General features: G+C 68.9%; 20 protein-coding genes. 9 read left to right on the forward strand and 11 right to left on the reverse strand.

All coding sequences use genetic code 11. The annotated features are described in order from the left end of the window. Positions 1 to 1,161 carry an MFS transporter gene (locus ACI2KI_RS00535; RefSeq protein WP_404616844.1) on the forward strand — a complete coding sequence of 387 codons (1,161 nt, stop codon included), beginning with the start codon at positions 1 to 3 and terminating at the stop codon, positions 1,159 to 1,161. On the opposite strand, the gene ACI2KI_RS00540 is transcribed toward ACI2KI_RS00535, so the two are convergent. From ACI2KI_RS00540 to ACI2KI_RS00550, 3 genes are all read right to left on the reverse strand, one after another. Then, complete coding sequence (locus tag ACI2KI_RS00540; RefSeq protein ID WP_312065483.1) at positions 1,158 to 1,751, reverse strand: hypothetical protein; 594 nt, start codon at positions 1,749 to 1,751, stop codon at positions 1,158 to 1,160. The genes ACI2KI_RS00535 and ACI2KI_RS00540 overlap by 4 nt on opposite strands. A 116-nt stretch (positions 1,752 to 1,867) precedes the next feature. Next, a complete protein-coding gene (locus tag ACI2KI_RS00545) occupies positions 1,868 to 4,438 on the reverse strand; it encodes a tipN (RefSeq protein WP_404616846.1) in 2,571 nt (856 codons plus the stop codon). Between the two features lie 148 nt (positions 4,439 to 4,586). Continuing rightward, entirely contained in the window at positions 4,587 to 4,769 is a 183-nt protein-coding gene (locus ACI2KI_RS00550) for a hypothetical protein (RefSeq protein WP_292082464.1), read from the reverse strand. Between the two features lie 155 nt (positions 4,770 to 4,924). Here ACI2KI_RS00550 and ACI2KI_RS00555 point away from each other — a divergent pair, with 155 nt between their 5' ends. Next, positions 4,925 to 6,397 (forward strand): phospholipase D-like domain-containing protein, encoded by a 1,473-nt coding sequence (locus ACI2KI_RS00555; RefSeq protein WP_404616848.1) that lies wholly within the window; start codon positions 4,925 to 4,927, stop codon positions 6,395 to 6,397. Here ACI2KI_RS00555 and ACI2KI_RS00560 read toward each other — a convergent pair. From ACI2KI_RS00560 to folD, 5 genes are all read right to left on the reverse strand, one after another. After that, positions 6,382 to 7,122 carry an endonuclease/exonuclease/phosphatase family protein gene (locus tag ACI2KI_RS00560; protein ID WP_312065480.1) on the reverse strand — a complete coding sequence of 247 codons (741 nt, stop codon included), beginning with the start codon at positions 7,120 to 7,122 and terminating at the stop codon, positions 6,382 to 6,384. The genes ACI2KI_RS00555 and ACI2KI_RS00560 overlap by 16 nt on opposite strands. Positions 7,123 to 7,166: 44 nt before the next feature. Next, the gene (locus tag ACI2KI_RS00565) at positions 7,167 to 7,865 is read right to left on the reverse strand and encodes a TPM domain-containing protein (RefSeq protein WP_404616850.1); all 699 of its coding nucleotides are present in this window, start codon (positions 7,863 to 7,865) and stop codon (positions 7,167 to 7,169) included. Beyond that, the gene (locus tag ACI2KI_RS00570) at positions 7,865 to 8,716 is read right to left on the reverse strand and encodes a TPM domain-containing protein (protein WP_404616852.1); all 852 of its coding nucleotides are present in this window, start codon (positions 8,714 to 8,716) and stop codon (positions 7,865 to 7,867) included. Before ACI2KI_RS00570 ends, ACI2KI_RS00565 begins: the two co-directional genes overlap by 1 nt. Positions 8,717 to 8,726: 10 nt before the next feature. Next, the gene (locus ACI2KI_RS00575) at positions 8,727 to 9,431 is read right to left on the reverse strand and encodes a LemA family protein (RefSeq protein ID WP_404616854.1); all 705 of its coding nucleotides are present in this window, start codon (positions 9,429 to 9,431) and stop codon (positions 8,727 to 8,729) included. Between the two features lie 90 nt (positions 9,432 to 9,521). Continuing rightward, a complete protein-coding gene (folD, locus tag ACI2KI_RS00580; RefSeq protein ID WP_404616856.1) occupies positions 9,522 to 10,445 on the reverse strand; it encodes a bifunctional methylenetetrahydrofolate dehydrogenase/methenyltetrahydrofolate cyclohydrolase FolD in 924 nt (307 codons plus the stop codon). Between the two features lie 95 nt (positions 10,446 to 10,540). Here folD and ACI2KI_RS00585 point away from each other — a divergent pair, with 95 nt between their 5' ends. The 3 genes from ACI2KI_RS00585 to ACI2KI_RS00595 all read left to right on the forward strand — a co-directional run bounded on the left by ACI2KI_RS00585 (position 10,541) and on the right by ACI2KI_RS00595 (position 14,251). Then, positions 10,541 to 12,376, forward strand: coding sequence for a PPC domain-containing protein (locus ACI2KI_RS00585; protein WP_404616858.1), 1,836 nt, complete (start codon positions 10,541 to 10,543; stop codon positions 12,374 to 12,376). A gap of 19 nt (positions 12,377 to 12,395) precedes the next feature. Then, positions 12,396 to 13,427 (forward strand): type 2 isopentenyl-diphosphate Delta-isomerase, encoded by a 1,032-nt coding sequence (gene fni, locus ACI2KI_RS00590; RefSeq protein ID WP_404616860.1) that lies wholly within the window; start codon positions 12,396 to 12,398, stop codon positions 13,425 to 13,427. A 62-nt stretch (positions 13,428 to 13,489) separates the two neighbouring features. Then, entirely contained in the window at positions 13,490 to 14,251 is a 762-nt protein-coding gene (locus tag ACI2KI_RS00595; protein ID WP_404616862.1) for a peptidase, read from the forward strand. A gap of 22 nt (positions 14,252 to 14,273) precedes the next feature. Here ACI2KI_RS00595 and ACI2KI_RS00600 read toward each other — a convergent pair whose 3' ends face one another. The 3 genes from ACI2KI_RS00600 to hutU form a co-directional block, all read right to left on the reverse strand. Then, positions 14,274 to 14,756, reverse strand: coding sequence for a hypothetical protein (locus tag ACI2KI_RS00600; protein ID WP_404616864.1), 483 nt, complete (start codon positions 14,754 to 14,756; stop codon positions 14,274 to 14,276). 198 nt (positions 14,757 to 14,954) lie between these two features. Next, positions 14,955 to 16,487: a histidine ammonia-lyase gene (hutH, locus tag ACI2KI_RS00605; protein WP_404616866.1), complete on the reverse strand. Its 1,533-nt coding sequence runs from the start codon at positions 16,485 to 16,487 to the stop codon at positions 14,955 to 14,957. A gap of 4 nt (positions 16,488 to 16,491) precedes the next feature. Then, positions 16,492 to 18,156 carry a urocanate hydratase gene (gene hutU / locus ACI2KI_RS00610; RefSeq protein WP_404616868.1) on the reverse strand — a complete coding sequence of 555 codons (1,665 nt, stop codon included), beginning with the start codon at positions 18,154 to 18,156 and terminating at the stop codon, positions 16,492 to 16,494. A gap of 89 nt (positions 18,157 to 18,245) precedes the next feature. On the opposite strand from hutU, the gene ACI2KI_RS00615 reads away from it, so the two are divergent. Genes ACI2KI_RS00615 through ACI2KI_RS00630 form a run of 4 tightly spaced genes read left to right on the forward strand, consistent with a single transcriptional unit; the run spans position 18,246 to position 24,582 of the window. Continuing rightward, entirely contained in the window at positions 18,246 to 18,944 is a 699-nt protein-coding gene (locus tag ACI2KI_RS00615) for a UTRA domain-containing protein (RefSeq protein WP_404616870.1), read from the forward strand. Between the two features lie 5 nt (positions 18,945 to 18,949). After that, positions 18,950 to 19,840, forward strand: a complete 891-nt coding sequence (locus ACI2KI_RS00620) for an agmatinase family protein (protein ID WP_404616872.1) — start codon at positions 18,950 to 18,952, stop codon at positions 19,838 to 19,840. After that, positions 19,837 to 21,051, forward strand: a complete 1,215-nt coding sequence (gene hutI, locus ACI2KI_RS00625; RefSeq protein ID WP_404616874.1) for an imidazolonepropionase — start codon at positions 19,837 to 19,839, stop codon at positions 21,049 to 21,051. Before ACI2KI_RS00620 ends, hutI begins: the two co-directional genes overlap by 4 nt. A gap of 57 nt (positions 21,052 to 21,108) precedes the next feature. Then, positions 21,109 to 24,582, forward strand: coding sequence for a class I SAM-dependent DNA methyltransferase (locus ACI2KI_RS00630; RefSeq protein ID WP_404616876.1), 3,474 nt, complete (start codon positions 21,109 to 21,111; stop codon positions 24,580 to 24,582). Positions 24,583 to 24,608 lie beyond the last annotated feature (26 nt).

Raw genomic sequence — 24,608 nt, forward strand, 5'->3', positions numbered from 1 at the left:
ATGAAGTCCGCCCCGCGCATGGCCCTGCAATACGTCCTGCTGTTCGCCGCCAGCGGGGTAACCCTGCCGTTCGCGGGCCTGTGGTTTCGCGAGCAGGGGCTGAGCGGGGCCGAGATCGGCGCCCTGCTGGCCATCCCCATGCTGGGACGGGTCTTGACCGGCCCGCTGCTGGCGGTCTGGGCGGACGGGTTCAGATACAGGCGCACGCCGATCGCCCTGCTGGGGCTGGCCATGGCGCTTGGCTACGGGGGGGCGGGCCTGGTGCAGGGCTTCGCCGCCTGGGCCGTCTGCTGGTTCGTCGGGGCCACGGCGGCGGCGGCGCTCATCCCGCTCAGCGACGTCATGACCTTGCGGGTGGCCAAGCGCGAGGGCTTCGACTTCTCCCTGCCGCGCGGCTGCGGCTCGGCGGCCTTCGTGGTCGCCACTATCGGCATGGGGGCCCTGCTGACGCGCACCTCGCCCGACGTGGTCATCATCTGGATTGCGACGGCGGCGGTTCTGATCGCAGCAACGGCCTGGCGCGTCCTGCCGGCCGAGCCGGTCACGGATGGTCCCCGCGTGCCGGGGCTGGAACGCTTCAAGGGATTGGGGCGGCTGGTGGTCGACCCTCTCTTCATGGCTGCGGTCTTCGCCATCGGCGCGGTGCAGGCGGCGCACGCCTTCTACTACGGCTTCTCGGCCATCGCCTGGAAGGCGCAGGGCATTCCCGAGAGCGTGACCGGCCTGCTTTGGGCCTTTTCCGTTCTGGTTGAGATCGGCTTCATGTGGGTGGTCGAACCGTGGCGACGGCGCGCCGGGATCGGACCGTGGCTGATGCTGTCCATCGGCGCGGGCGCGGCGGTCGTGCGCTGGACGTTGATGGCCTTCGCGCCGCCGCTGTGGGCGCTGTGGCCGTTGCAGACCCTGCACGCGTTCAGCTTCGCCGCCACCTATCTGGCCGGGGTGCAGATCGTTGAGCGTCTTTCTCCGCCGGACGATCACACAGCGGCGCAGACGCTGGGCTCCGTACTGTCGGCAGGACTGCTGATCGGCCTGGCGACGGCGGTGTCTGGGCCCCTGTATGACGCTTTCGGCCTCAAGGGTTATCTGGCCATGGCCGGGTTGGCGGCGAGCGGAGGGCTGGCCGGCGTGGTCCTGCAGATGCGACTGAGGAAGGCCTAGGCGGCGCTGGGACGGGGCAGGGGCGCCAGGTGGCGCGCGATGGCCGAGGCCGCGGTCTTGACCGCCAACTGCACCTTGGCGTTGGTGACATCGGACGGCGCGCGGATCAGGCCGATGGCGGGCGAGGCCGGGCCGTCCGGCAGGTCGTTCAGAATGCGATAGAGGATATAGCTGCCCGCATCCTCCTCGGCGTCCGAGGCGGCCACGGCGTTTAGTCCCGCTGCGCTGAGGTCACGGACGATCTCGGCGGTCGGAGCGGTGGCGCGGGCCACGCCGGGGCCGGTGTGATCCAGCCGGTCGGCCCTGTCCAGACATCGGTTTTCGGCCCGCATCTGCACGCGGAAGACGCCGGTGTGGGCGGTTCGCCCAACCAGAAGGAGGGCGCCGCATTCGCCCTTGGCCAGCAGGTCGCTGAGTTGGGCGGCCAGGGCGTCCGCCTCGGCCGAGCCGGCAACGGGCAGGGTACGGGCGCCGATCGGGTTCCAGGGATCGCCCGACAGGTCTTCGACCGGGTCCCAGGCCGTGAAGCTCGGGTCCCAGGCGCAGATGGCGATGGCGGGACGTCGATCTGGGCGAAGCCCGTTGTCCATATCCAGCAAGGAGTCCACCCTGTGTGACACTAACGCGACAGCGGCCGGAACGGTGCGGTCAAACCCGGCGGGAGGTCAAGCCCGCCGGGGCAAAATGTGACAGCTTTGCGGCAAGCTTAGCCGAGGTCGCCGATGGCGGCGTCCAGCAGCATGAAGGCGCGGCCCTCGTCGGTCGCCAGTCGCGCCTGCACGTCGTGGGCGTCGCCGCGGCGCGCCTGATCCTGCATTTCCAGACCGAAGGCGCGGACATAGGCGTCGGCGTCGGCGCGCAGTTCGGCGTCGGCCAGAATGCGGCGCGAGACGCTGCGCACGGCGGCGGGGGCGACGCGGCGCACGATCTGGCGGGCCCGGTCGGGGTCCTGTGCGGCCAGGGCGCGGGCGGCTTCCTCAATGCGGGCGCGGGGCAGCAGCGCATTGGGATCGACCCCCATGCGACGGATGGCGGCGGTGATGCGGTCGGCGAGGGCGGCGGCGTCGACCGGCGCCGCGACAGGCGCGTCCAGCTCCAGCGGCGCTTCGTAGGCTTCCTGATCGTAATCCTTGGCCAGATCGTTCCAGTCCAGGGCCTCGTCCTTGGCGGGCGTCGGCGCGGGCGGCGCGGCCGGGCTTTCGTCGCCGGTCGGCTCCAGCCGCAGGCGGCCGCGCAGGCCGAAGCCACGCTCCTTGGCCTCCGGCTTGGGTTCGGGCTTCGGTTCGACCGGGCGCGGCTTGTAGCGCGGCGTTTCCGGCGCGGCCGCAGACAGCAGGGGCTCGCGGCGACGACTGGTCGGCGTGTCGCCCGACACTACGCCCATGACGCGGACGGCCTCGGTCAGCATCTCGTAGTTGCGGCGCACGCGGTCCTGGAAACCCGACTCCAGGGCTTCCGTGTCCTCGGCGGCCTTGCGCGAGGCGGCGGAAAGGGCCGACAGGCCGCTCTCGACCGAGGCCCGCACGGCGTTGACGCGGGCGGCGGCTTCTTCCGGCAGGCGGCTGGCGCGGTCGTCCATTTCGGCGACGACGGTTTCGACCTGGGCCAGGGCGGCGGTCATGCGCTCCAGCGTGCCCTCTAGCCGCTCGATGACCTTCTCGCCGGTCAGATCGACCATGTCGGCGGTCTGGTTGACGATCTTGCGGGCGCCGTCGATGCGGGCCTCCGCGGCTTCGTCGGCCTTCTGGGCGGCGTCGAACAGGGACTCGCCCAGTCGGTCGGCGCGGATCTGGGCCTGTTCGATCGCGGCGGTGGCGGCGGCGCGCTGCTCCTCGGCGGTGGCCTGCAGGGCCGACAGGGCGCGGCGGGTTTCCTCGACCAGAAGATCGCGGGCCTCGGCGGCCAGGGCCTCGAAGCGGTCCAGCGCCAGCTTGGTGGCGTGGTCGAAGCCGTCGGCCTCGCGCTGCGACAGGTCCACCAGGGCGCGGAACTGATCGGTCACGGCCTCGACCTGGGCCTTCAGGGCGTCGCTGACGTCGCCGCTGGTCTGGGCCAGCTCGCCGGCGGCGCTGCGGGTCAGGGACAACTGCTCGGTGAACTGGGCGCGTTGGCTCTCGATCTGGGCCGAGAAGTCTTCCTGATCGGTGCGCAGGGCGTAGGCGGCGGTGACCAGCGACGCGCGCTGCTGACTCAGGCCTTCCTCGACCGACTGGATCTGCTCGGCGACGCCGGTTCCGGCGGTTTCCAGACGCAGGGTCTGGCGGGCCAGATCGTCGGCGGCGGCGCGAGCGGCGTCCTGGGCCTCGCCGGCGGCTGCGGCCAGATCGGCGGCGCGAGCGGCCAGGGCGGCCTCGGCCTCGCGCAGTTGGGTCTGGGCCAGGTCAGAGGCGTCGACCACCATGCGCGACTGGCGCTCGACGGCGTCGATGACGCCGGTCGCCTGGCTGTCCAGTTGCACGCCGAGGGCGCCCATCTGTTCGCGCTCGCGGCCCAACTGGTCGGCCAGACGGCGGGCTGTGCGGCCGGCGCTCTCGGCGGCCTCGTTCAGGCGGACGGTTTCCTGAGCCAGGGCTTCGCGCAGCAGGGCCATGTCGTTGCGGGCGCGTTCGGCGGCCAGGGCCGCCTGATCTATGTCGCCGCGCAGGCTGGTCAGAACCTGGCCCGTCTGATGGGCGGCCAGGGCGGTCGGTCCGACCAGGGACTCGGCCATGTCACGCGCGCGACGGGTCTCGTTCGCCAGATTGGCGCCTTGACGCACGGCGTGGGCCAGCATGATGGCGAGGCCCGCAGGGGCGAGAGCGATCAGGGCGTAGACGGCCAGCCGCAGCGGCTCCAACTGCACCGCGCCCGATCCGAACTCATAGGCGAACCAGGAGGCCACGCCGCCGATCCAGAGGGCCGAGGCCAGGCCGGCGATCATATAGGCGTTGCCGCCGGGGCGCGCGGCGGCGGAGCGGCGGCTCGAAGCGGTGGTGATAGGGGCGGGGGGCGACGTGTCATCGACGACGGCGGGTGGCGCATCGGCCGAAATGGACAGTTCGGGCTGGGCGTGCAGCGCGGCGGCGCGCTCTTCGGCCAGACGCTGCTCCTCGAGCAGGCGGCGACGACGACGCTCGGACATGGGACGTTCGGGCTCGAGCGTCCGCTCGAGCTCCAGCGAGTCGTCGGAAGCGAGCGCCGAATCCTCTTCGGATGTCACAAAGGGACTGGACTCGTCGTGACCCTCGCCCGGTTCCGGGTCGGAGAGGTTGAGCGGCGGCCGATGGCTGGACTTCATGGGGCGTCGATCTCGATCACTATTCGCCGGATACGCGGCGAGGGCGCGCGGAGGGATTGAACCCTAGCGGCTGGATCCGGTCGCGCAAAGGCTCGGACGCAGGGATTTAACGGGAAGATCGGGGATGATCGCCGCTGAAACGGCCGTATCAGCAGTCGCTGGGCGCGGCGACGGTGATGGCGGCGGCGGGCTTGTCCTTGCTGCAGTCCTGCACGCGCTGGATCTCACGATCAGCGTTGCGCGGGGCGTGCAAATCGACGCCGAACTGCGACAACGCCGCCGCAGCGAGCATCGCAATCAGGCCAGCCAGCATTTCCAGCAGCATTTGCATGGTCGGCGTTATGACAGACGCAGGGCCGTATTACAATGAGGCGGCAATATGAAGCGGAGCCATTGACCGCCGGTCGTGGAACGAAAATCGTGGCAGCGTCACTGTAACATCGGACGCTGGGCGGATCGTCACGCGAATCAGACAGCTAAGGCCGCATGCACGACCAGGGCGACACCTATGAAGGCAGCCTGCTCGATCCCGGGCGCGACTGCTGGCGCGTGGCGACAGCCAGCCGGTTCACCCCGCTGATGGAGAATAACGCCTACTTCGACGCCCTGGCTTCGGCCTTGCAAAAGGCGACTACCTCCATCGTCGTCCTGGGTTGGCAGTTCGACCCGAGGACGCGGCTGGACCCTGAATCCCCGCTGACCGACCGGCGCGGCGAGATCGGCCATCAGCTGCGGATGCTGGTGCGTGAAAAGCCTGATCTGGACGTGCGGCTGCTGATCTGGAAGTCGCCGTTGCTGATCGCCGCATCCCAGGGCTTCTATCCGCACAAGGCGCAGCGCTGGTTCCGTAAGCGCACGGTGGAATTCCGCCTCGACAACCCCGGCATCCTCGGGGCTTGCCACCATCAGAAGGTGATCGTCATCGACGACAAGGTGGCCTTTTGCGGCGGCGGCGACATCGCCACGGACCGTTGGGACACCGCCGAGCATCTCGACAACGACCCGCGCCGCTGCCAGCCGTCCGGCCTGTTCAGCGCCCCCCGGCACGAGGTCATGTGCGTCATGGACGGGCCGGCGGCCAAGGCTCTGGGCGATCTGGCGCGGGAGCGCTGGTATCGCGCCACCTGGGAACGAACCCTGCCGGAGGTGGTCGAGAGCGACCCCTGGCCGGACGGCGTGGAGCCGAGCCTGACCAACGTGCCCGTCGGCATCGCACGCACCGAGCCGCGCGTTCGAGGGCGGCCCGAGGTGCGCGAGAACGAGGCCCTGCATCTGGACTCGATCCGCAGGGCGAAGCGGCTGATCTATCTCGAGAACCAGTATTTCACCTCACCCGTTATCGCCGCCGCTCTCGCTGAACGGCTGGCCGAGCCGGAGGGGCCGGAGGTAGTGCTGGTCTCAACCGGGCGTAGTCCCAGCTGGTTCGACAGTCTGACGATGGACACGGCCCGCGCCGAGGTCCTGTACCGGCTGGAGCAGGCGGATCAATACAACCGTTTCTTCGCCTTCAGTCCGCGCACCATCGAGGGCGACCGGATCATCGTCCACGCCAAGATGTCGGTCATCGACGACCGGCTGCTGCGGATCGGCTCGACCAATCTGAACAACCGTTCGCAAGGTCTGGACACCGAGTGCGACGTGGCCGCCGAGCCGACGACGGAGGAGGGGCGTGAGGCGATCCGCCGCTTCCGCCAGCAATCCATCGGCCATTTTCTCGGTATATCGGGCGAGGACTTCGCCCATGCAGAGGCGGTCATGGGGTCGGTCGGGCAGGCGGTCCAGACCTTCGGCGCGGATCGGATGACGGTGCTGGGCTCGGACCCGCCCAGCAAGGCCCAGCGGATGATCGCCGAATGGCAGCTGGGTGATCCCGGCTCGTCGACGGATGCGTGGCGGCCCTGGAGGCGATTGAATCGCTCGCAGCGTCCCCGCCTCAAGGGGCCTCAAACGCCGGGCTGAAACTCGAAGTCGATCGCCAGCGGCAGATGGTCCGAAGCGGCCCGCGCCAGCGGGTGCAGGGGCGTCATCGCGCCCGTCACCCGGATCTCAGGGCTGACGAAGCAGTGGTCGATGCGGATGGCCGGGAAGCTGGAGGGGAAGGTCTTCACCGAAGGCTTCAATCCCAGTTCGCGCTGGGCGTCGGCCAGCCGTCGGGTCAGGGCGTGATAGGGGCGGGTGATCGAGGTGGCGTTGAAGTCGCCGGTCAGGATGGTTGGGCCCTTGCAGGCCGGATCGCCCAGCCAGTCCCGTCCGACCAGGGCCGCCGCCTGCAGCCTCTGCTCGCGCGGCACCAGACCCAGGTGGGTGTTGAAGACGTTCAGGATGGTTCCGTCGAAGTCGATGGCCGACCACAGGGCGCCGCGCGGCTCCAGGCCTCGCAGATTGGGCAGGGTCGGCAGGGCGGCGGCGCGGATCAGCCGCTCGGGTCGCGCCGTCAGGATGGCGTCGCCGTACAACTCGGCCTCGATGGTCATGGCCGGATGGAAGCGGAAGCCCATCGAAAGCCGCTCGGCGATGGCGTGGGCCTGATCGACGCCGTTGGTGCGGGCGCGGCCGACGTCCAGTTCCTGCAGACAGACGATGTCCGGCTCCAGTTCGGCGATGACGGCGGCGACGCGCGCCACGTCCAGCTTGCGGTCGACGCCGACGCAGCGGTGCACATTATAGGTGACGAGTCTGGGCATGGGTCCTTGTCGGCGCGGTCGATCCCGCAGCCTGTCTATACAGTCTAGATGACAACCAGACGGTCGGGGACCTCGTTGATATCAGCGGCTCGCGGCGGAAACTGTTCCGCCAGAACCTGACCGCACAGGGCAATGGCCTGCTGCATCCCTTCGACCGGCTGATTACGGCGCAGGGCGGCGGTCAGGGCGGCGACGGCGTCGGCCCAGACCTCCGGGCTGACGCAGGCGTGGATGCCCTCGTCAGCGATGACCTCGACCTGATGATCGGCCAGGGCGGCGAAGATCAGGACCCCGGTGCGGGCTTCGGTGACGTGCAGGCCGTGGGCCAGGAACTGCTGCATGGCGGCGCGGCGCACGCGGGTGCGGCGCAAGGGGGCGGGGGTGAGCAGCCGGCGCACGGCGGGGATGAGGCTCAGCAGGAAGACGCTGACGAAGACCGCCGCCTGCACCAGGGCATAGGCGGCCAGAGCCTGTCCGATCTCGACCTCGCGCGCGGCGGCGTGGGCCGCCTGCCAGTCGGCGCTGCCCAGGCCCGCCAGATTGGGCAGCCAGTGAGCCCCGAAGCCCAGGGGGATCAGGCCGAGCGGCAGCAACAGGGCCGCCGCCGCCGCCCAGGCCAGACTGACGTCGCGATAGGAGGACACCTGCCGCGCCACGACGCAGAAGATCTCGCCCGAGGTGTTCTCCTCGGCGCGGGCGATGGCCTCGGCGACGCGGGCGTGGTCGTCGGTCGTGAACTGCATCACCATCCCCCCGAGGCGCCGCCGCCGCCGAAGCCGCCGCCGCCTCCGCCAAATCCGCCGCCGCCGAAACCGCCTCCGCCGCCCCAGCCGCCGCCTCCACGACCGCCGCGGCCCTGGTTCTTCAGCGCCTCGCTGGCGGCCCAGATCAGAATGGGGGTCAGGCCGTCACCCTTGCCGTGACGTCTGCGACCGCCCGCCGCCGCCCCGACCAGGCTGATGAACAGGAAGAAGAAGATCAGGAAGATGATCAGGGCCGGCAGGATCGGCTTCTCGCGCTCGCTGGCCGCGCTCTTGGCCTCGGCCGCGCGGGCCTGGGCCTCGGCGGGATCGGCGGTCAGCTGGGCGATGATGGCGTCGGTCCCGGCGATGATGCCGGCGGCGTAGTCGCCCTGGCGGAAGGCGGGCAGGATGTCTTTGCGGATGATCAGCGAGGAGTAGGCGTCGGTCAGGACGCCTTCCAGCCCGTATCCGACCTCGATGCGCACCTTGCGCTCGTTCGGCGCGACGATCAGCAGGGCGCCGCCGTCGTTTTCCTTTTGACCGATGCCCCAGTGACGACCCAGCTGATAGCCGAAGTCCTCGATCTCCTGATCCTGAAGCGAGGGCAGGGTGACGACGACCAGTTGATCGCCGGTCTGCTGTTCCAGCGCGGCCAGCTTGCCGGTCAGGGCCTGTTCCTGTTCCGGGCTCAGCAGTTGGGCGTCGTCGACCACCCGTCCGGTCAGGGCCGGGAACTTGATCTCGGCGGCGAAGGCGGGCAGCGCCGCCCAGAACAGGACAAGGCCGAGCAGCAGCGCCGGAATCAGTCCCGACGCTCGCCGTTCCCTCGAGGCGAGGGCGGAAGGGCTCATGTCAGGCTGACTACGCCGCCGGAGCCGGAGCAGCGGCAGGCGGCGTAGAACCCGGCGCGGCGCCGGGCGTGATTGCAGGCGCGCCGCCTCCCGGCTGGGCGCCCGGAACGCCGAGGTTGAAGTTGACGGTCGGGGCGCTCTGGGCCTCGGCGGTGGCGGTGAACAGCTGCATGGGCTTGGAGCCGCCGTGCAGGGTCTTGGCCCAGATCACGGTCGGGAAGGTGCGCAGCGACGTATTGTAGTCGCGCACGGCCTCGTTGTAGTCGCGACGCGCCACGGCGATGCGGTTCTCTGTGCCTTCCAATTGCGACTGCAGGGTCAGGAAATTCTGGTTGGCCTGAAGCTGGGGGTAGGCTTCGACCGTCACCAACAGGCGCGACAGGGCGGACGACAGCTCGCCCTGAGCCTGTTGATACTGCTGGAAGGCGGCCGCGTTATCGAGGTTGGAGGCGTCGATGTTGACGCTGGTGGCCTTGGCTCGCGCCTCGATCACTTGGGTCAGGGTGGTGCGTTCCTGAATGGCCGCGCCCTGGACGGTGGCGACCAGGTTCGGCACCAGATCCGAGCGGCGCTGGTACTGGCTCTGGACGTCGGCCCAGGCGGCCTCGGCGCGCTCCTGCTTGGTCGGAATGGTGTTGTAGCCGCAGCCCGCCACGGCGGGGGTCAGGACGACGACGGCGGCGACGGCCGCGAGACGGGGCGAGAATCCAGCCATGAGCTCCTCCGGCGGCCATGATGACCGCTGATCCGGTAAAGACTATCGGGGCCGAAAGGCTCCGCTTCAAGGCTGGATTTTTCGAGACGTTTAGCTGTTCAGGTTTTCGGGTGTCACGCCTGCGGCTCGGCAGGCGGCGGTGTAGGTGTTGGCCAGCAGGCAGGCGATGGTCATGGGGCCGACGCCGCCGGGGACCGGGGTGAGCCGGCCCGCGACCTCGACCGCTTCATTGAAGTCCACGTCGCCGACGACGCGGGTCTTGCCCTCGGCGGCCTTGACCGGGTCCTTCGAGGGGACGCGGTTGATGCCCACGTCGATGACGGTGGCGCCCGGCTTGATCCAGTCGCCCTTGATCATCTCGGGGCGACCCACGGCGGCCACCAGAATGTCGGCGGTGCGGCACAGGGCGGGCAGGTCGCGGGTGCGTGAGTGGGCGATGGTGACGGTGCAGCTTTCACCCAGCAGCAGTTGGGCCATCGGCTTGCCGACGATGTTGGAGCGACCGACGATGACGGCGTTCAGGCCCGACAGGTCGCCCAGTTGGTCCTTCAGCATCATCAGGCTGCCCAGAGGAGTGCAGGGGATCATGCCGGGCAGACCCACCGCCAGGCGCCCGACGTTGACCACATGGAAGCCGTCGACGTCCTTGTCCGGGTCGATAGCGCCCAGGACGGCGGCCGAATCGATATGCCTGGGCAGGGGCAGTTGCACCAGAATGCCATGGACGCCCGCGTCGGCGTTCAGCGCCGCGATCAGCGCCAGAAGCTCGGCCTGGGTCGTTGTGTCGGGCAGGCGGTGGGTGTCCGACCGCATCCCCGCCTTCAGCGTCGTTTCGCCCTTGTTGCGGACATAGAGCTGGCTGGCGGGGTCTTCGCCGACGATGACCACGGCCAGGCCTGGCTTGACCCCGTGAGCGGCTTCCAGGCGCGCGGCGGCCGCGGCCACGCGCTCGACCAGGGTCTGCGAGAAGGCCTTGCCGTCGATGAGCGAGGCGCGGGCGGGTTCGTCAGCCATGATCGGCTCCAAAAGGCTTGGGAACGTGAAAGCGTGGGCGCGATTTACAGCCGCTGCGGTTCGGCGTCTATGATAGCGCCAGCAAAGAGGTTTTCATGCGTCATTCTCAGTTCGCGGCCCTGTTCGGGGCGGTCAGCGCCGTCGCCCTGCTGTCGTCCGGCTCCGTTTTCGCCCAGAGCGCGACGGACATCCGCATCGGCGCCGAGGTTCGCGGACGACTGGAAGAAGGGGATGCGCGAACCCGGGGCAGCGACGCCTACCGCTATGACGACTACCGGGTGCAGCTTCGTGCAGGACAGCGTCTGCAGGCCGAACTGCGCAGCAGCGACTTCGATTCCTTCCTGGCGATTTACGCTGAGGGCCGCACCTCGGGCGAGCCGCTGGCGACCGACGACGACGGCGCAGGCAGCGGCATGAACGCCCGCCTGCGCTTCACGGCCGAGAGTGACGGAGTTTATATTGTTCGCGCACGGCCCTATTCGGGTCTCGAGACCGGGGGGTATACCCTGGCGCTAAGCGAGCGCGTGGCGCCGCGTCAGCCGCGTCCCGGCCGGATTTCCGTCGGCGGAGACGTTTCGGGCCGCCTCACCAACGGCGACGCCGAAGACGAGGATGGAAACACCTTCGACGCCTACGCCTTCCGCGCAAACGCCGGGGATCGGGTGGCGATCCTGCTGGAAGCGGATGACTTCGACCCGCTGGTACGCATCGGCCGCATGGTCGGCGGTTCCTTCGTGCAGTCGGCCCAGAACGATGATGGCGCGGGCAAGGGGCTGAACTCCTACCTGGTCTTCACCGCGCCTCAGGCCGGCGAGTATGTGATCCAGGCCGCATCAGTGAGCTCGGGCGCCGAGGGCGATTATCGCCTGTCGCTGGAGCAGGGCCCGCCCGCACCAGAGGCGCGCAGCATCACGATCGGTGAAGAGGTCAGCGGCCGTCTGGACGACGACAGCGCCCAGAGCGACGCCGGCGCGCCTGCTGACCTGTACCGCTTCACTGGTCGCGCGGGCCAACGCGTGGCGATCAGTCTGAAGGCCGACGATTTCGACAGCTACCTCGAACTGTTCGACGCCAATCACAACAGCCTGGCCACCGACGACGACAGCGGCGGCGAACTGAACGCCCGCCTGACTTTCGTCCTGCCTGACGACGGCGACTATCTGATCGAGGCGCGCGGCTTCTCGGACGCCACGGGCAGCTACGATCTGAAACTGGAAGAGGTGGCGCCGCCGCCGCCGCCGACCGCCATCAGTTTCGGCCAGACGGTTCAGGGCGACCTGAAGCTGGGCGGCGCGGTCGATGACGAGGGGCGCCTCTATGACGGCTACGCCTTCAGCGGGACCGAGGGCCAGCGCGTTCAAGCCATCATGCGTTCGGGCGATTTCGACGCCCTGCTGCAGGTCGGCAAGGCGGGCGACGAATTCGAGGAACTCGCCTCCGACGACGACGGCCTGCGTCAGGGCACGGACGCCCGGCTGACCTTCACCCTGCCGGAAGACGGCGACTATGTGATTCGCGCTCTGCCCTATTCCAGCAGCGGCAAGGGGCTCTATTCGCTGGAGTTCGCCGACCGTGGGCCTGAACCGGGCGCGGGCAGCCTGCTGGTCGGATCGACGGCGCGCGGCAGCCTGACCGACAACGACGCCATGAATGACGAGGGCGTTTCCTTCGACGCCTACACCTTCAAGGCCAAGGCGGACGAGAAGCTGCGTTTCACCATGATCTCAGCCGCTTTCGACGCTTTCGTCGAGGTGGGCGAGGACAAGGACGGCGACTTCCGCAGTCTGGCTGAGGACGACGACAGCCTGTCGGACACCCACGCCCGGCTGGACTGGACCGCGCCGCGCGACGGGACCTATGTCGTGCGCGCCCGCAGCTTCGCCGCCGCCTCGACTGGCGATTACGTGCTGACGGTCGAGCGCCAGCCCTGAGGCTGACGGGGAGGGCGCGATGAGCGACGACCTGATCCTGGGCCGCAAGGACCAGCACCTCGACGTGGTGCTGTCCGGCGGCGGGCGTCACGCTCTGGCTTCCGGCTTCGACGACTGGCGCTTCGTACATGAGGCCTTGCCGGATCTGGACCACGCCAAGATCGACCTCGGCGCCGACTTCCTCGGGCGGCGTCTGCAAGCGCCCCTGCTGATCAGCGCCATGACCGGTGGACCGGCTCGCGCCGAGGCCATCAACGCCCGTCTGGCCGAGGCCGCTCAGCATCTGGGCATCGCCCTGGCCGTTGGCTCGCAGCGGGCGGCCATCGAGGGCGGGGCGACCGGCGGACTGGATCGGTCCTTGCGTGACCGGGCGCCCGACACGCCGATTCTGGCCAATATCGGCGCGGCCCAGCTGACGCGCGGTTTCGGCGTCGGGCAGGCGAGGCGGGCGCTGGACATGATCGGCGCCGACGCCCTGGTCGTGCACCTCAACCCCTTGCAGGAAGCCTGTCAGCCCGAGGGCGACCGAGACTGGTGGGGCGTGGGCGCAGCCCTTCAGGCCCTGATCCGCGATCTGGACGCGCCGGTCATCGTCAAGGAGACGGGGGCAGGCATTTCCGCCGTCACCGCCCAGCGCCTGATCGCCATGGGTGCGGCGGGTGTGGATGTCGCCGGGGCCGGGGGCGCCAACTGGGGCCTGATCGAGGGCGAGCGCGCGATCGATTCGGCGGACAAGGCTCACGCCGCTGCCTTCGCCGCCTGGGGCATCCCCACCGCCCGCGCCATCGCCGAGGCGCGCAACACCTTGCCTGAGGCCCTGATCATCGGCTCGGGCGGCGTCCGCGACGGTGTCGACGTGGCCAAGGCCGTTCGTTTGGGCGCAGATGTGGTCGGCATGGCCTCGGGCGTCATTCAGGCGGCGACTGAGTCGACCGAGGCGGTGGTCGCCCACTTCCAGACCGTGATCCGGCAGCTGCGCACGGTCTGCTTCTGCACCAACGCCGCCAGCGTAGCGGCGCTGAAACGCGTTCCCTTGCTAAGTGTAAAATAAATCAACTGTTTAGGCGCTCGGGTTAGGGCGCTGTTTCGGACCCCCACGGAGACTCCCCCTCTATGCGCACCCTTCTGATGACGACCGTTCTGGCCTCGGCTCTGGCCGTCGCCGGCGCCGCCTCGGCCCAGAGCACCATCCGTCCCGGCCAGACCATCCAGGGCAACTTCACCGCCAAGGACGCCCGCATGGGCGACGGCTCGCACTACCGTTGCTACGTCGTTCAGACCAACCCGGACGAGGCCTATACGGTCACGCTCAGCTCGTCGGACTTCGACACCTATCTGTCGGCGGGCGCTGGAGCGGACTGCGACGACACCTCGATCACCAACGACGACGGTCCCGACATGGGCACCAACTCGCAGCTGCGTTTCGCCTCGAGCGGCGGCCTGTGGATCATCAAGGCCAACACCCTGAGCGAGGGCGAGACCGGCCGCTATGAACTGCGCGTCTCGGCGGGCGAGCGCATCCGACCGACGACCCAGGTCCTGCCGATTTCCGTTGGTGAGAGCCGCTCTGGCCGTCTGGAGTTCAGTGACCGCCGCGCCGACGACGGCTCCTTCTACGACTGCTACGCCCTGACGATCGCGCGCGCGGGCAGTGTCGCCCTCCGTCTCGATTCCGGTGATTTCGACGCCTACCTGGGGCTCTATGAAGGGCCGCAGTGCGACGGCGACTCCCTGGCCACCGACGACGACAGCGGCGGCGGCACCAGCGCCCAGATCGTCCAGACCCTGCGTCCGGGAACCTATTCGATCCGCGCCAATACGCTCGGCTCCTCGGAAGAGGGCGACTACACCCTCAGCGTCACTTCGCGCCGTTGATGACGCGGCGGCCTCGACAGCTCTAGTCGAGGCCGCCTTCGTCCCGGATGGCCGTGTCGGCGGCCGCGATCTGGGTTGGCGAGCGATCATCCTCCGGCGTTTGAGCCGGTAGCGGCTGGTCGAAGCCGAAGCTGTAGTCGTGAGGCTCGAGTTGGATCGGTGCGGGGCGCAAGGTCGTCCACACTAGCCCGCCTGTACGCTCGAGCGGCGGCTCCTCTACGGGAGGCGGGTCGGACCAGTCCGCTTCGAGATAGGCGTATTCTGCATCGAGCACTGCGGGCGGCCGTAGCCGCTCCGGGTCATGAACATAGTCATCCCGCAGGTTGCCGACGGCCAGGGCGGTAGGGGGCGGAAGGTTCGGTTCTTGGGGCGCGACCACCTCGATATGCATGGCGGCGCCGACAACGTCGCGGTGGGCGATGGCCGTGGAGTTCCACGCCGCCCAGCCCCCGGCTCCCAGCGTCATGATGCCAAGCGCTAGCCCGCTCAGAGCGACGACCTTCATTCAGAAGCCTCCCGTCAGCGCGACCAAAGCGCCGCGCACGTCCTCAACGGGTCAGAGGCGGCCGAGGTTCACGCCGGAGTTTCCGCGACCTTGTTGAGGGGGAGATGAAGAGGCGTCGTCCAGGTTCAGGCGCGCCATCAAGGGGAGTGTGCAAGCCCCGCACACGCCTGTCGTCGATGCGCGGGGCTTGGCCGAGATCTACGCTGAGGGCAGCAGGTCGCCGGCGAAGGCGCGGTAACGTCCGGCCCGCACCGCGTCCGTCGCACGGGCGATGTCCGGCGCGAAGTAGCGGTCGGCAGAGTAGGGCTCGGCCGCCTCGCGCACGATGGCGTAGGTCTCTTCCAGTTCCGGCGAGGAGGTCAGGGGGCGACGGAAGTCGATGCCCTGCGCCGCGGCCAGCAGTTCGATGCCGACCACGGTCGCCGTATTGGCGGCCATATCCAGCAGGCGGCGCGCGCCGTGGGTGGCCATCGACACATGGTCTTCCTGGTTGGCGCTGGTCGGCACGGTATCGATGACGCAGGGGTGGGCGACCATGCGGTTCTCGGCCACCAGAGCCGCCGCCGTCACCTGGGCGATCATGAAGCCCGAGTTCACGCCGCTGTCCTTGACTAGGAAGGCGGGCAGGTCGGTCATCTTGGGGTCGACCAGGATGGAGGTGCGGCGCTCGGAGATATTGCCGATCTCGCACAGGGTCATGGCGATCATATCTGCTGCATAAGCAACAGGTTCTGCGTGGAAGTTGCCGCCCGAGATGACGTCTCCGTCTTCGATGAAGACCAACGGATTGTCGGTCACAGCGTTGGCTTCGCGCTCCAGCATGGCGGCGGCGTTGCGCAGCACGTCCAGCGTCGCGCCCATGACCTGAGGCTGGCAGCGCAGCGAGTAGGGGTCCTGCACCTTGGCGCAATCGTGGCGGTGGCTGTCGCGGATGGCGCTGCCGGTCAGCAGTTCGCGCAGGCGACGGGCCACGTCGATCTGACCCGGCTGGCCGCGCAGGGCGTGGATGCGGTGATCGAACGGCGCGTCCGACCCCAGAAGGGCGTCCACCGACAGGGCGCCGGCGGCGACGGCGGCGGCGAAGACGTCCTCGGCGGCGAACAGGCCGGCCAGGGCCAGGGCCGTCGAGCACTGGGTGCCGTTCAGCAGGGCCAGGCCTTCCTTGGGGCCCAGGACGACCGGCTTCAGCCCGGCCTTGGCCAAGGCGGTCACGGCGTCCAGTGTCTGGCCCTGATAGCGGGCCTCGCCGACCCCGATCAGGACGCAGCTCATGTGGGCCAGCGGGGCCAGATCGCCCGAAGCGCCGACCGAACCCTTGGACGGGATCAGCGGCAGGACCTCGGCGTTGACCATGGCGATCAGGGTCTCCAGCGTGTGCCGCCGAACGCCCGAAGCGCCCTTGGACAGGCTGGCGATCTTCAGCACCATCAGAAGGCGGGTGACGTTCTCGTCCAGCGGTTCGCCGACGCCGCAGGCGTGGCTGAGCACCAGGTTCTTCTGAAGGGTTTCAAGGTCTTCCGTCGCAATACTGGTGTTGGCCAGCAAGCCGAAGCCGGTGTTGATGCCATAGACCGTGCGGCCCTCGGCCAGGATGGCGGCGACGACCGCCGCGCCCTTTTCGACATTGGCCCAGGCGGCGTCGGTCAGGCTGACCGTGACCGGGCCGTTCAGGGCGGCGCGAAGCTGGGCGAGGGTGAGCGGCGCGGCGCCGATTTCGATGGCGGTGGTCATAGGCTTACAGGTCCAGCGAGGGCAGGTTCAGGCCGTGTTCGCGCGCGGCGTCCTTGGCGATGTCGTATCCGGCGTCGGCGTGGCGCATGACGCCGGTGGCCGGGTCGTTCCACAGGACGCGCTCCAGACGCTTGGCCGCTTCCGGCGTGCCGTCGGCGACGATGACGACGCCGGAGTGCTGGGAATAGCCCATGCCGACCCCGCCGCCGTGGTGCAGGGACACCCACGACGCGCCCGACGCGGTGTTCAGCAGGGCGTTCAGCAGGGGCCAGTCGGACACGGCGTCCGAGCCGTCCATCATGGCCTCGGTCTCGCGGTTCGGGCTGGCGACGGAGCCTGAGTCCAGATGGTCGCGGCCGATGACGACGGGGGCGCTCAGTTCGCCGGAGGCCACCATCTCGTTGAACATCAGGCCGGCGCGGTGGCGGTCGCCCAGACCGATCCAGCAGATGCGCGCCGGCAGGCCCTGGAAGGCGATGCGCTCGCCCGCCATGTCCAGCCAGCGGTGCAGGCCGGCGTTGTCGGGGAAGAGCTTCTTCATCGCCTCATCCGTCTTGCGGATGTCCTCGGGATCGCCCGACAGGGCGGCCCAGCGGAAGGGTCCAATGCCGCGGCAGAACAGCGGGCGGATATAGGCGGGGACGAAACCGGGGAAGTCGAAGGCGTTGGTCACACCCTGATCGAAGGCGACCTGACGGATGTTGTTGCCATAGTCGGTGGTGGGGATGCCCTGGGCGTGGAAGTCGAGCATGGCCTGGACGTGGACGGCCATCGACTGACGCGCGGCGACCTCGACGGCGGCGGGGTCGCTGACGCGCTTCTCTTCCCATTCGGCGACGGTCCAGCCCGAGGGCAGGTAGCCGTTGACCGGGTCGTGGGCGCTGGTCTGGTCGGTCACCAGATCGGGGCGGACGCCGCGCTTGACCATTTCGGGCAGAAGATCAGCCGCATTGCCCAACAGGCCGATCGACAAGGCTCTCCTCTCCTTGAACGACTGCTCCAGAAGGGCCAGGGCCTCGTCCAGGGTCTCGGCCATGACGTCGACGTAGCGGGTGCGCAGGCGGAACTCGATGCGGCTGCGCTGGCACTCGATGGTGATGCACGACGCCCCGGCCATGGTCGCGGCCAGGGGCTGGGCGCCGCCCATGCCGCCCAGGCCCGCCGTCAGAATCCACTTGCCCGACCAGTCGCCGCCATAGTGCTGGCGACCGGCCTCCATGAAGGTCTCATAGGTGCCCTGAACGATGCCCTGGGTGCCGATGTAGATCCACGACCCGGCGGTCATCTGGCCGTACATGGCCAGGCCCTTCTTATCGAGCTCGTTGAAATGCTCCCAGGTCGCCCACTTGGGCACCAGGTTGGAGTTGGCGATCAGCACGCGCGGGGCGTCGGCATGGGTGCGGAAGACGCCGACCGGCTTGCCCGACTGGACCAGCAGGGTCTCGTCGGCTTCCAGCTTCTGCAACTGCTCGACGATGGTGTCGAAGGCCTGCCAGTTGCGGGCCGCCTTGCCGATGCCGCCATAGACGACCAGGTCCTCGGGACGCTCCGCCACCTCGGGGTCGAGGTTGTTCATCAGCATCCGCATGGCCGCCTCGGCGGCCCAGGTCTTGGCGGTCTTTTCAGACCCGCGCGGGCTGCGGATGATGCGGGTGTTGGGAGTGGCCATCGAATCCTCCATGCGGCGTCGGCCGCCGTCGTATGTTGGGCTCAGTGTTATGTCTAGACATTATTGCGCGCAAGGGGCAGTTTCGATTCATGGATCAAGAGCCGCTTCATCGACGGATCGCCGGGGACATCGAGCGCCGCATCGCCTCGGGCGAGTGGCGGCCGGGTTTCCGCATCCCGACCGAGGCCGAGCTGATGGCCGAATACGGCTGCGCCCGCATGACGGTGTCGCGCGCCATGACGGACCTGTCGGCGCGGGCTCTGGTGGTGCGCCGCCGTCGCGCCGGAACGGTGGTGGCCCATCCGCCTGTGCATTCGTCGGCCCTGGTCGCCATCCCCGACATCCAGTCCGAGATCGAAGGCAGGGGGCTGGCCTATGCCCACCGCCTGCTGGGCCGCATCGTTCGCCCGGCGCGACCCGACGAGGGGCTGGGCCAGCGAGTGATCGAGCTGGAGACCCTGCACCTGGCCGACGACCTGCCCTTCGTCTTCGAGCGACGTCTGATCTCTCTGAGCGCCGCGCCCGAGGCCGAGGCCGCCGACTTCGCCGCCCAGCCGCCGGGCGGCTGGCTTCTGGCCCACATGCCCTGGACCGAGGCCGAGCACCGGATCTCCGCTGTCGGCGCCGACCCCGAGACCGCGACCCATCTGGGGCTGGCCGACGGCGCGGCTTGCCTCAGGCTGGAGCGCCGCACCTGGCGCGACGGTCAGGGCGTGACCTGGGCGTGGCAGACCTTCCCCGGCGCGGCCTATGATCTGGTCGCGCGCTTTTCTCCGACCAAAGGATGACCCCGATGAGCCAACCGTCTGAAGCCCTGGGATGGCGCTCTGTCGGCGATCTGGTGGGGAACCATCCCGACGCCCCCGTCGCCCTGATCGGCGCGCCGTTGAACGAGCGGTCGTTGACGCCGGGCCGCTGCGATCTGGGGCCCAAGGCCCTGCGCGCCGTCCTGCCGCGCCTGTCCACCTATGACGTCGAGACGGGGCTGGAGCTGGATCTCAAGGTGCATGACGCCGGCGACGTGGCGCTGAAGGCCGTCTCGCCTTTCGACGCCTTCGAGCCCGTGCGCGATGCTGTGGCGGCGCAAGGCCACCGCGCCCTGACCATTCTGGTCGGCGGCAACAACGCCATCACCCGGCCTGGCGTCCATGCACTCGGGCTGGAGCGCGTCGGCGTCGTGACGCTGGACGCACATTTCGACCTGCGCGACACGGATCAAGGCCTGACCAACGGCAACCCGATCCAGGCCCTGCTGGACGATGGGCTGGACGGCCATCGCATCAGCCAGGTCGGCCTCGCCCCCTTCGCCAACACCCGCCGCGCCCACGAAAAGGCCGAGGCGGCGGGCATCAGTGTCCGCACCGCCCGCGAGTGCCGCCAGCGCGGTCTGGCCGCCGTGGTAGTCGAGGAGCTGGAGCGCCTGTCGTCCCTGTGCGAGGTCATCTACGTGGACTTCGACATCGACGTCATCGACCGCAGCCAGTGGCCCGCCAGCCCCGGCGCCCGCCCCGGCGGGGTTTCTGTCCACGACTTCTTCGACGCCGCCCGCGCAATTGGGGCTCATCCCAAGGTCCGCGCCGTCGATCTGACCGAATACGACCCCTCGCTCGAAGTCGGCGACCTCGGCTCCCTGACCGCCGGACGCTGGTTCTGCGAAATCCTCAGCGGAGCAGCCGCGCGATGATCCTCGCCGACCGTCTCATCACCGACTGCCACGTCGCCGCCATGACCGAGGGCGGCGCCCCCTATGGCGCGATCGAGGACGCCGCCATCCTGATCCAGGACGGACGCATCGCCTGGTGCGGGCCGCGCGCGGACCTGCCTGTGCACAAGGCTGTGGAAACCGACAGCCTGGGCGGGCGCTGGGTCACGCCCGGCCTGATCGACTGCCACACCCATCTGATCTTTGGCGGCGACCGCTCGGGCGAGTTCGAGCGGCGGCTGGAGGGGGCGACCTATGAAGAGATCGCGCGCGCCGGGGGCGGCATCGTCGCCTCGGTCAAGGCGACGCGCGAGGCCAGCGAAGACGAGCTCTACGCCTCGGCCTGCAAGCGTCTGGAGGGGCTGAAGGCCACCGGAGTCACCACGCTTGAGATCAAGTCCGGCTATGGTCTGGATCACGACAGCGAGTTGAAGATGCTGCGCGTCGCCCGCCGCATCGGGAAGGATGCCGGGGTGCGGGTCCGCACCTCCTACCTGGGCCTGCACGCCGTCCCGCCCGAGCATAAGGCGGACCGCGCCGCCTATGTGGACAAGGCTGTGGATCAAATCCTGCCCGCCGCCCATGCCGAGGGTCTGGTCGACGCGGTGGATGCCTATTGCGAGCCCATCGCCTTCACCACGGACGAGGTGGCGCGCCTGTTCGACAAGGCCAAGGCGCTGGGCCTGCCGGTCAAGCTGCACGCCGACCAGTTGTCGGACGGCGGCGGGGCGGCCCTGGCCGCCCGCTATCACGCCCTGTCCGCCGACCACATCGAGCACACGACCGAGCCGGGGGTTCAGGCCATGGCCGAGGCGGGTGTCGTCGCGGTCCTGCTGCCCGGCGCCTTCCTGATGCTGCGCGAGACCAAGGCGCCGCCGGTGGCCCTGCTGCGCCAGCACGGCGTTCGCATGGCGGTGGCGACCGACTGCAACCCCGGCACCTCGCCTGTCGCCTCGATGACAGCTGCGCTGAACCTGGCCTGCGTCCAGTTCCGCCTGACCCCCGAAGAAGCCATCGCCGGCGCCACCCGCCACGCCGCCCGCGCCCTGGGCTTGCAGGACGAGGTCGGGACCATCGAGCCGGGCAAGGCCGCCGACCTCGCCGTTTGGGACATCACCCGCCCGGCTGAGCTCTGCTACTGGCTGGGCGCGCCCCTGCTTCACCGTCGCTATTCGGATGGTGATATCACCTAAAGGTTGTATTTTATCGTTACTGTAATCTAGGGTTGTCGGCGGGGAGGCCGACAATCCATGGATGCAGACGACTTCATTCGCCGCTGGTCCGAGGCGCCGATCAGCGAGCGCGCCCATTATCAGACTTTCATCGCCCAGCTCTGCCGCCTGATCGGGGTGCCGGCGCCGGACGACGAGCGGGCAGGCGACCTCGACTACTGCTTCGAGCGCCCGGTGAAGTTCTTGCACGAGGACGGCGGCAGCCACCCCGGCTATATCGACTGCTATCGGCGCGGCGCCTTCGTGCTGGAGGCCAAGCAGTCGGGCAAGCGCGGGGCGGGCGGGGCGCTGGACCCGCAGCCCCAACTGGCCTTGTTCGGCGGACGCGGGCGCAGGCTTTCGCCGCCGCCGACGCACGCGCTTGAGGCTCTGATGCGCAACGCCAAGCGTCAGGCCGAGAGCTACGCCAAGGCCCTGGATGAATGGCCGCCCTTCATCATCGTTGTGGACGTGGGGCGAGCCATCGAGCTGTGGTCCGACTTCGGGCGGCAGGGCAAGGCCTATGTCCCGTTCCCCGACCGCGCCCGCTATCGCATCGAGATGGCGCAGCTGCGCGATGAGGCGGTGCGGGATCGGCTGAGGCGGGTCTGGTCCGATCCGATGAGCCTGGACCCCGCCGCTCGCGTGGCTGAGGTGACGACCGACATCGCCGCCCGTCTGGCCTGGCTGGTGCGCTCAATCGGCGGGCGGGTTCCGGCTGGCGAGGATGGACGGCCTGATTCAGTGGCCAAGGCGGCGCGGGCCAACCAGACGGCCCTGTTTGTCATGCAGTGCATCTTCGCCATGTTCGCCGACAGCGTCGGCCTGATCGAGGACAAGGGGTTCCGGCGCTTCCTGGAAAGCTATCGCGGCCACGCCGATCAGTTCCATCTGGGGGCGGGCGACTTCTTTCGGCGCATGGACGAGGGCGGGCATTGCTCGGCCATTCGCCAGACCCTGCGCCGGTTCAACGGGGGCCTCTTTCGCCATGCTGCGGCCCTCCCGATCACGGAAGACGAACTCGAGGCCCTGATCGCCGCCGCCCGGCGCGATTGGGCGTCCGTCGAGCCGGCGATCTTCGGCGCCCTGCTGGAGCAGGCTTTGGCGCCGGACGAGCGGTCTGAACTCGGCGCCCACTACACGCCGCGTGCTTTTGTCGAGCGCCTGGTCGAACCGACGATCATGGAGCCGTTGCGCGCCGATTGGGAGGCCGCCGAGGGCAGCGCGCTGGGCCTCTATGCGGCAGGCGACCAGAAGGCCGCGCGCAAGTTGGTGCGTAATTTCCATCGGGATCTATGCCGCATCCGCGTGCTGGACCCGGCCTGCGGCACCGGCAACTTCCTCTATGTCGCCATGGGCATGATGAAGGAGCTGGAAGGCGAGGTCCTGGCGGTCCTGGCCGAGATGGGCGAAGCGCAGGGATTTTTGGCTCTGGACGGTCATACGGTCAGTCCCGAACAGTTCTGGGGACTGGAGAAGAACGCCTACGCCGCCTGGATCGCCGAGATGGTGATGTGGATCGGCTATCTGCAGTGGCATTTCCGTGTCTATGGCGACGCCAAGCCATCGGAACCGATCCTGCGCAACTTCGAGAAGATCCGGCAAACGGACGCCCTGCTGTCGTGGTCGCGTGAGGAGTTGGTTCGCGACGCCGCAGGGCGGCCTGTCACGCGATCGAGGCCTCGACGCCCGAATGACGGGGCACCGGTGTTGTTCGTCGCGGACGATGATGAGCGGGAGGTCGTGCGCCTGATCGATCCGCGTCCGACGCCATGGCCGGACGTGCATTTCATCATCGGCAACCCGCCCTTCATCGGCGGCAAGGACCTGAGGCGCGAACTGGGCGACGGCTACGTCGACGCCCTGTGGCATGTGCGCCAGGGGCGGTTCCGTTCAGCCGACCTGGTGACAGCCTGGTGGGATCGGGCGGCGGACATCCTGACGGAGAAGGGCTCCAGCCTGCGCCGCTTCGGCTTCATCACCACCAACTCGATCACCCAGACCTTTTCGCGGCGTGTTCTGGAACATCACCTGAAGGGCACGCCGCCGATGCGGCTGGTCTTCGCGATCCCGGACCATCCCTGGATCAAGGGCGGGGATCGCGCCGCAGTCCGGATCGCGATGACCGTGGCCGAACGCGGCGAGACGCAAGGTCAAGGCAGGCTTTTGACTGTTATCTCGGAGGCGGGCCTGCACACCGACGCGCCCGAGATCGTCTTCGCGGAGGCGCGCGGCGCGATAGCGGCGGACCTGACCGTGGGGGTGGACGTGACCGAGGCTGTAGAACTGAAGGCCAACGCTCTGCTGTGTTCGCCGGGGGTCAAGCTACATGGCGCGGGCTTTATCGTTGCGACGGATCGGGCGGCGGCCCTGCTGTCCGCGTCCGACATGGAGGCGGTCTCGCCGATCCGCGCCTATCGCAACGGTCGGGATCTGGCGGACCGACCGCGGGGGGCGAAGGTCATTGACCTGTTCGGTTGGGAGGAGGCGGAGGTGCGGCGGCGGCACCCGGCTATCTTTCAGCACCTGCTGGAGACGGTGAAGCCCGAGCGCGACCGCAACAACCGCCCCTCTTACCGCGACAACTGGTGGGTCTTTGGCGAGCCGCGCCGCGAGTTGCGCCCGGCGCTTGAGGGGCTGGAGCGCTATATCGCCACGGTCGAAACCGCCAAGCATCGGTGGTTCCGATTTCTCGACGCGGACATCCTGCCCGATAATCGGCTGATCTGTATGGCGTCGGATGACGCGGCTGTTCTGGGCGTCCTGTCGTCGCGATTGCATGGTGACTGGGCGCTGGCGCAGGGCGGGACGCTGGAAGACCGTCCTGTCTATACGAAAGGCCCCTGTTTTGACGCCTTCCCGTTCCCTGACCTTTCGGGGCGAGTCAGAGCCGAGATCGCGATCCTGGCGGATGAGATCGACGCTCTGCGTGCCCAGGTGCTGGAGCGGCACGATTTCCTGAGCATGACCGGCCTCTACAATGCTCGGGCGCGGTGGGCGGCCGGCGGGACGTTGACCGAGGCGGAGCGCGCCGTGCATGAGGCCGGCTGCATCGGCCTGTTGGATCACTTGCATCGACGTCTCGATGCGGCGGTGCTGTCTGCGTATGGCTGGCCCGCCGACCTCCCGGCACAGGAGGCCGTGACGCGCCTTGTCGCCCTGAACCGCGAGCGGGCGGTAGAGGAGGGGCGCGGCGAGGTGCGGTTCCTGCGGCCTGACTTCCAGTCCGGACGCGTGAAAACATCCCGTCGCGCGGTGCAGGTCGAGGCGAATCTCGATGTCGCGGCCAGCTTGCCGCTCTTGCCCGAGGCGCCAGGGCCCATGGCTTCCGCCCTGCTCGACGCGTTGAGGCAGGAAGGCATGCCGGTCGGTCCCCGCGCTCTGGCGGCGCGGTTCAGCGGTCGTCGCGGGCGGCGGATGGAGGATCGCATCGAACAGACCTTGGCGGTTCTTGCCGTGGCCGGGTCGGTGCAGCGCACTCCGGACGGATGGTTCACCCCGCGTCGGGTGTGATGCTAGCGTTCGCTTCTGGAATCGGG

The sequence above is a fragment of the Brevundimonas sp. NPDC046655 genome (assembly GCF_044901625.1).
In the GTDB taxonomy this organism is placed as follows: domain Bacteria; phylum Pseudomonadota; class Alphaproteobacteria; order Caulobacterales; family Caulobacteraceae; genus Brevundimonas.

Bases quoted from the DNA above. Each gene is read 5' to 3' on its own strand.
- ACI2KI_RS00535 (WP_404616844.1), top strand. From the start codon at position 1: ATGAAGTCCGCCCCGCGCATGGCCCTGCAATACGTCCTGCTGTTCGCC.
- ACI2KI_RS00540 (WP_312065483.1), bottom strand. From the start codon at position 1,751: ATGGACAACGGGCTTCGCCCAGATCGACGTCCCGCCATCGCCATCTGC.
- ACI2KI_RS00545 (WP_404616846.1), bottom strand. From the start codon at position 4,438: ATGAAGTCCAGCCATCGGCCGCCGCTCAACCTCTCCGACCCGGAACCG.
- ACI2KI_RS00550 (WP_292082464.1), bottom strand. From the start codon at position 4,769: ATGCAAATGCTGCTGGAAATGCTGGCTGGCCTGATTGCGATGCTCGCT.
- ACI2KI_RS00555 (WP_404616848.1), top strand. From the start codon at position 4,925: ATGCACGACCAGGGCGACACCTATGAAGGCAGCCTGCTCGATCCCGGG.
- ACI2KI_RS00560 (WP_312065480.1), bottom strand. From the start codon at position 7,122: ATGCCCAGACTCGTCACCTATAATGTGCACCGCTGCGTCGGCGTCGAC.
- ACI2KI_RS00565 (WP_404616850.1), bottom strand. From the start codon at position 7,865: ATGCAGTTCACGACCGACGACCACGCCCGCGTCGCCGAGGCCATCGCC.
- ACI2KI_RS00570 (WP_404616852.1), bottom strand. From the start codon at position 8,716: ATGAGCCCTTCCGCCCTCGCCTCGAGGGAACGGCGAGCGTCGGGACTG.
- ACI2KI_RS00575 (WP_404616854.1), bottom strand. From the start codon at position 9,431: ATGGCTGGATTCTCGCCCCGTCTCGCGGCCGTCGCCGCCGTCGTCGTC.
- folD (WP_404616856.1), bottom strand. From the start codon at position 10,445: ATGGCTGACGAACCCGCCCGCGCCTCGCTCATCGACGGCAAGGCCTTC.
- ACI2KI_RS00585 (WP_404616858.1), top strand. From the start codon at position 10,541: ATGCGTCATTCTCAGTTCGCGGCCCTGTTCGGGGCGGTCAGCGCCGTC.
- fni (WP_404616860.1), top strand. From the start codon at position 12,396: ATGAGCGACGACCTGATCCTGGGCCGCAAGGACCAGCACCTCGACGTG.
- ACI2KI_RS00595 (WP_404616862.1), top strand. From the start codon at position 13,490: ATGCGCACCCTTCTGATGACGACCGTTCTGGCCTCGGCTCTGGCCGTC.
- ACI2KI_RS00600 (WP_404616864.1), bottom strand. From the start codon at position 14,756: ATGAAGGTCGTCGCTCTGAGCGGGCTAGCGCTTGGCATCATGACGCTG.
- hutH (WP_404616866.1), bottom strand. From the start codon at position 16,487: ATGACCACCGCCATCGAAATCGGCGCCGCGCCGCTCACCCTCGCCCAG.
- hutU (WP_404616868.1), bottom strand. From the start codon at position 18,156: ATGGCCACTCCCAACACCCGCATCATCCGCAGCCCGCGCGGGTCTGAA.
- ACI2KI_RS00615 (WP_404616870.1), top strand. From the start codon at position 18,246: ATGGATCAAGAGCCGCTTCATCGACGGATCGCCGGGGACATCGAGCGC.
- ACI2KI_RS00620 (WP_404616872.1), top strand. From the start codon at position 18,950: ATGAGCCAACCGTCTGAAGCCCTGGGATGGCGCTCTGTCGGCGATCTG.
- hutI (WP_404616874.1), top strand. From the start codon at position 19,837: ATGATCCTCGCCGACCGTCTCATCACCGACTGCCACGTCGCCGCCATG.
- ACI2KI_RS00630 (WP_404616876.1), top strand. From the start codon at position 21,109: ATGGATGCAGACGACTTCATTCGCCGCTGGTCCGAGGCGCCGATCAGC.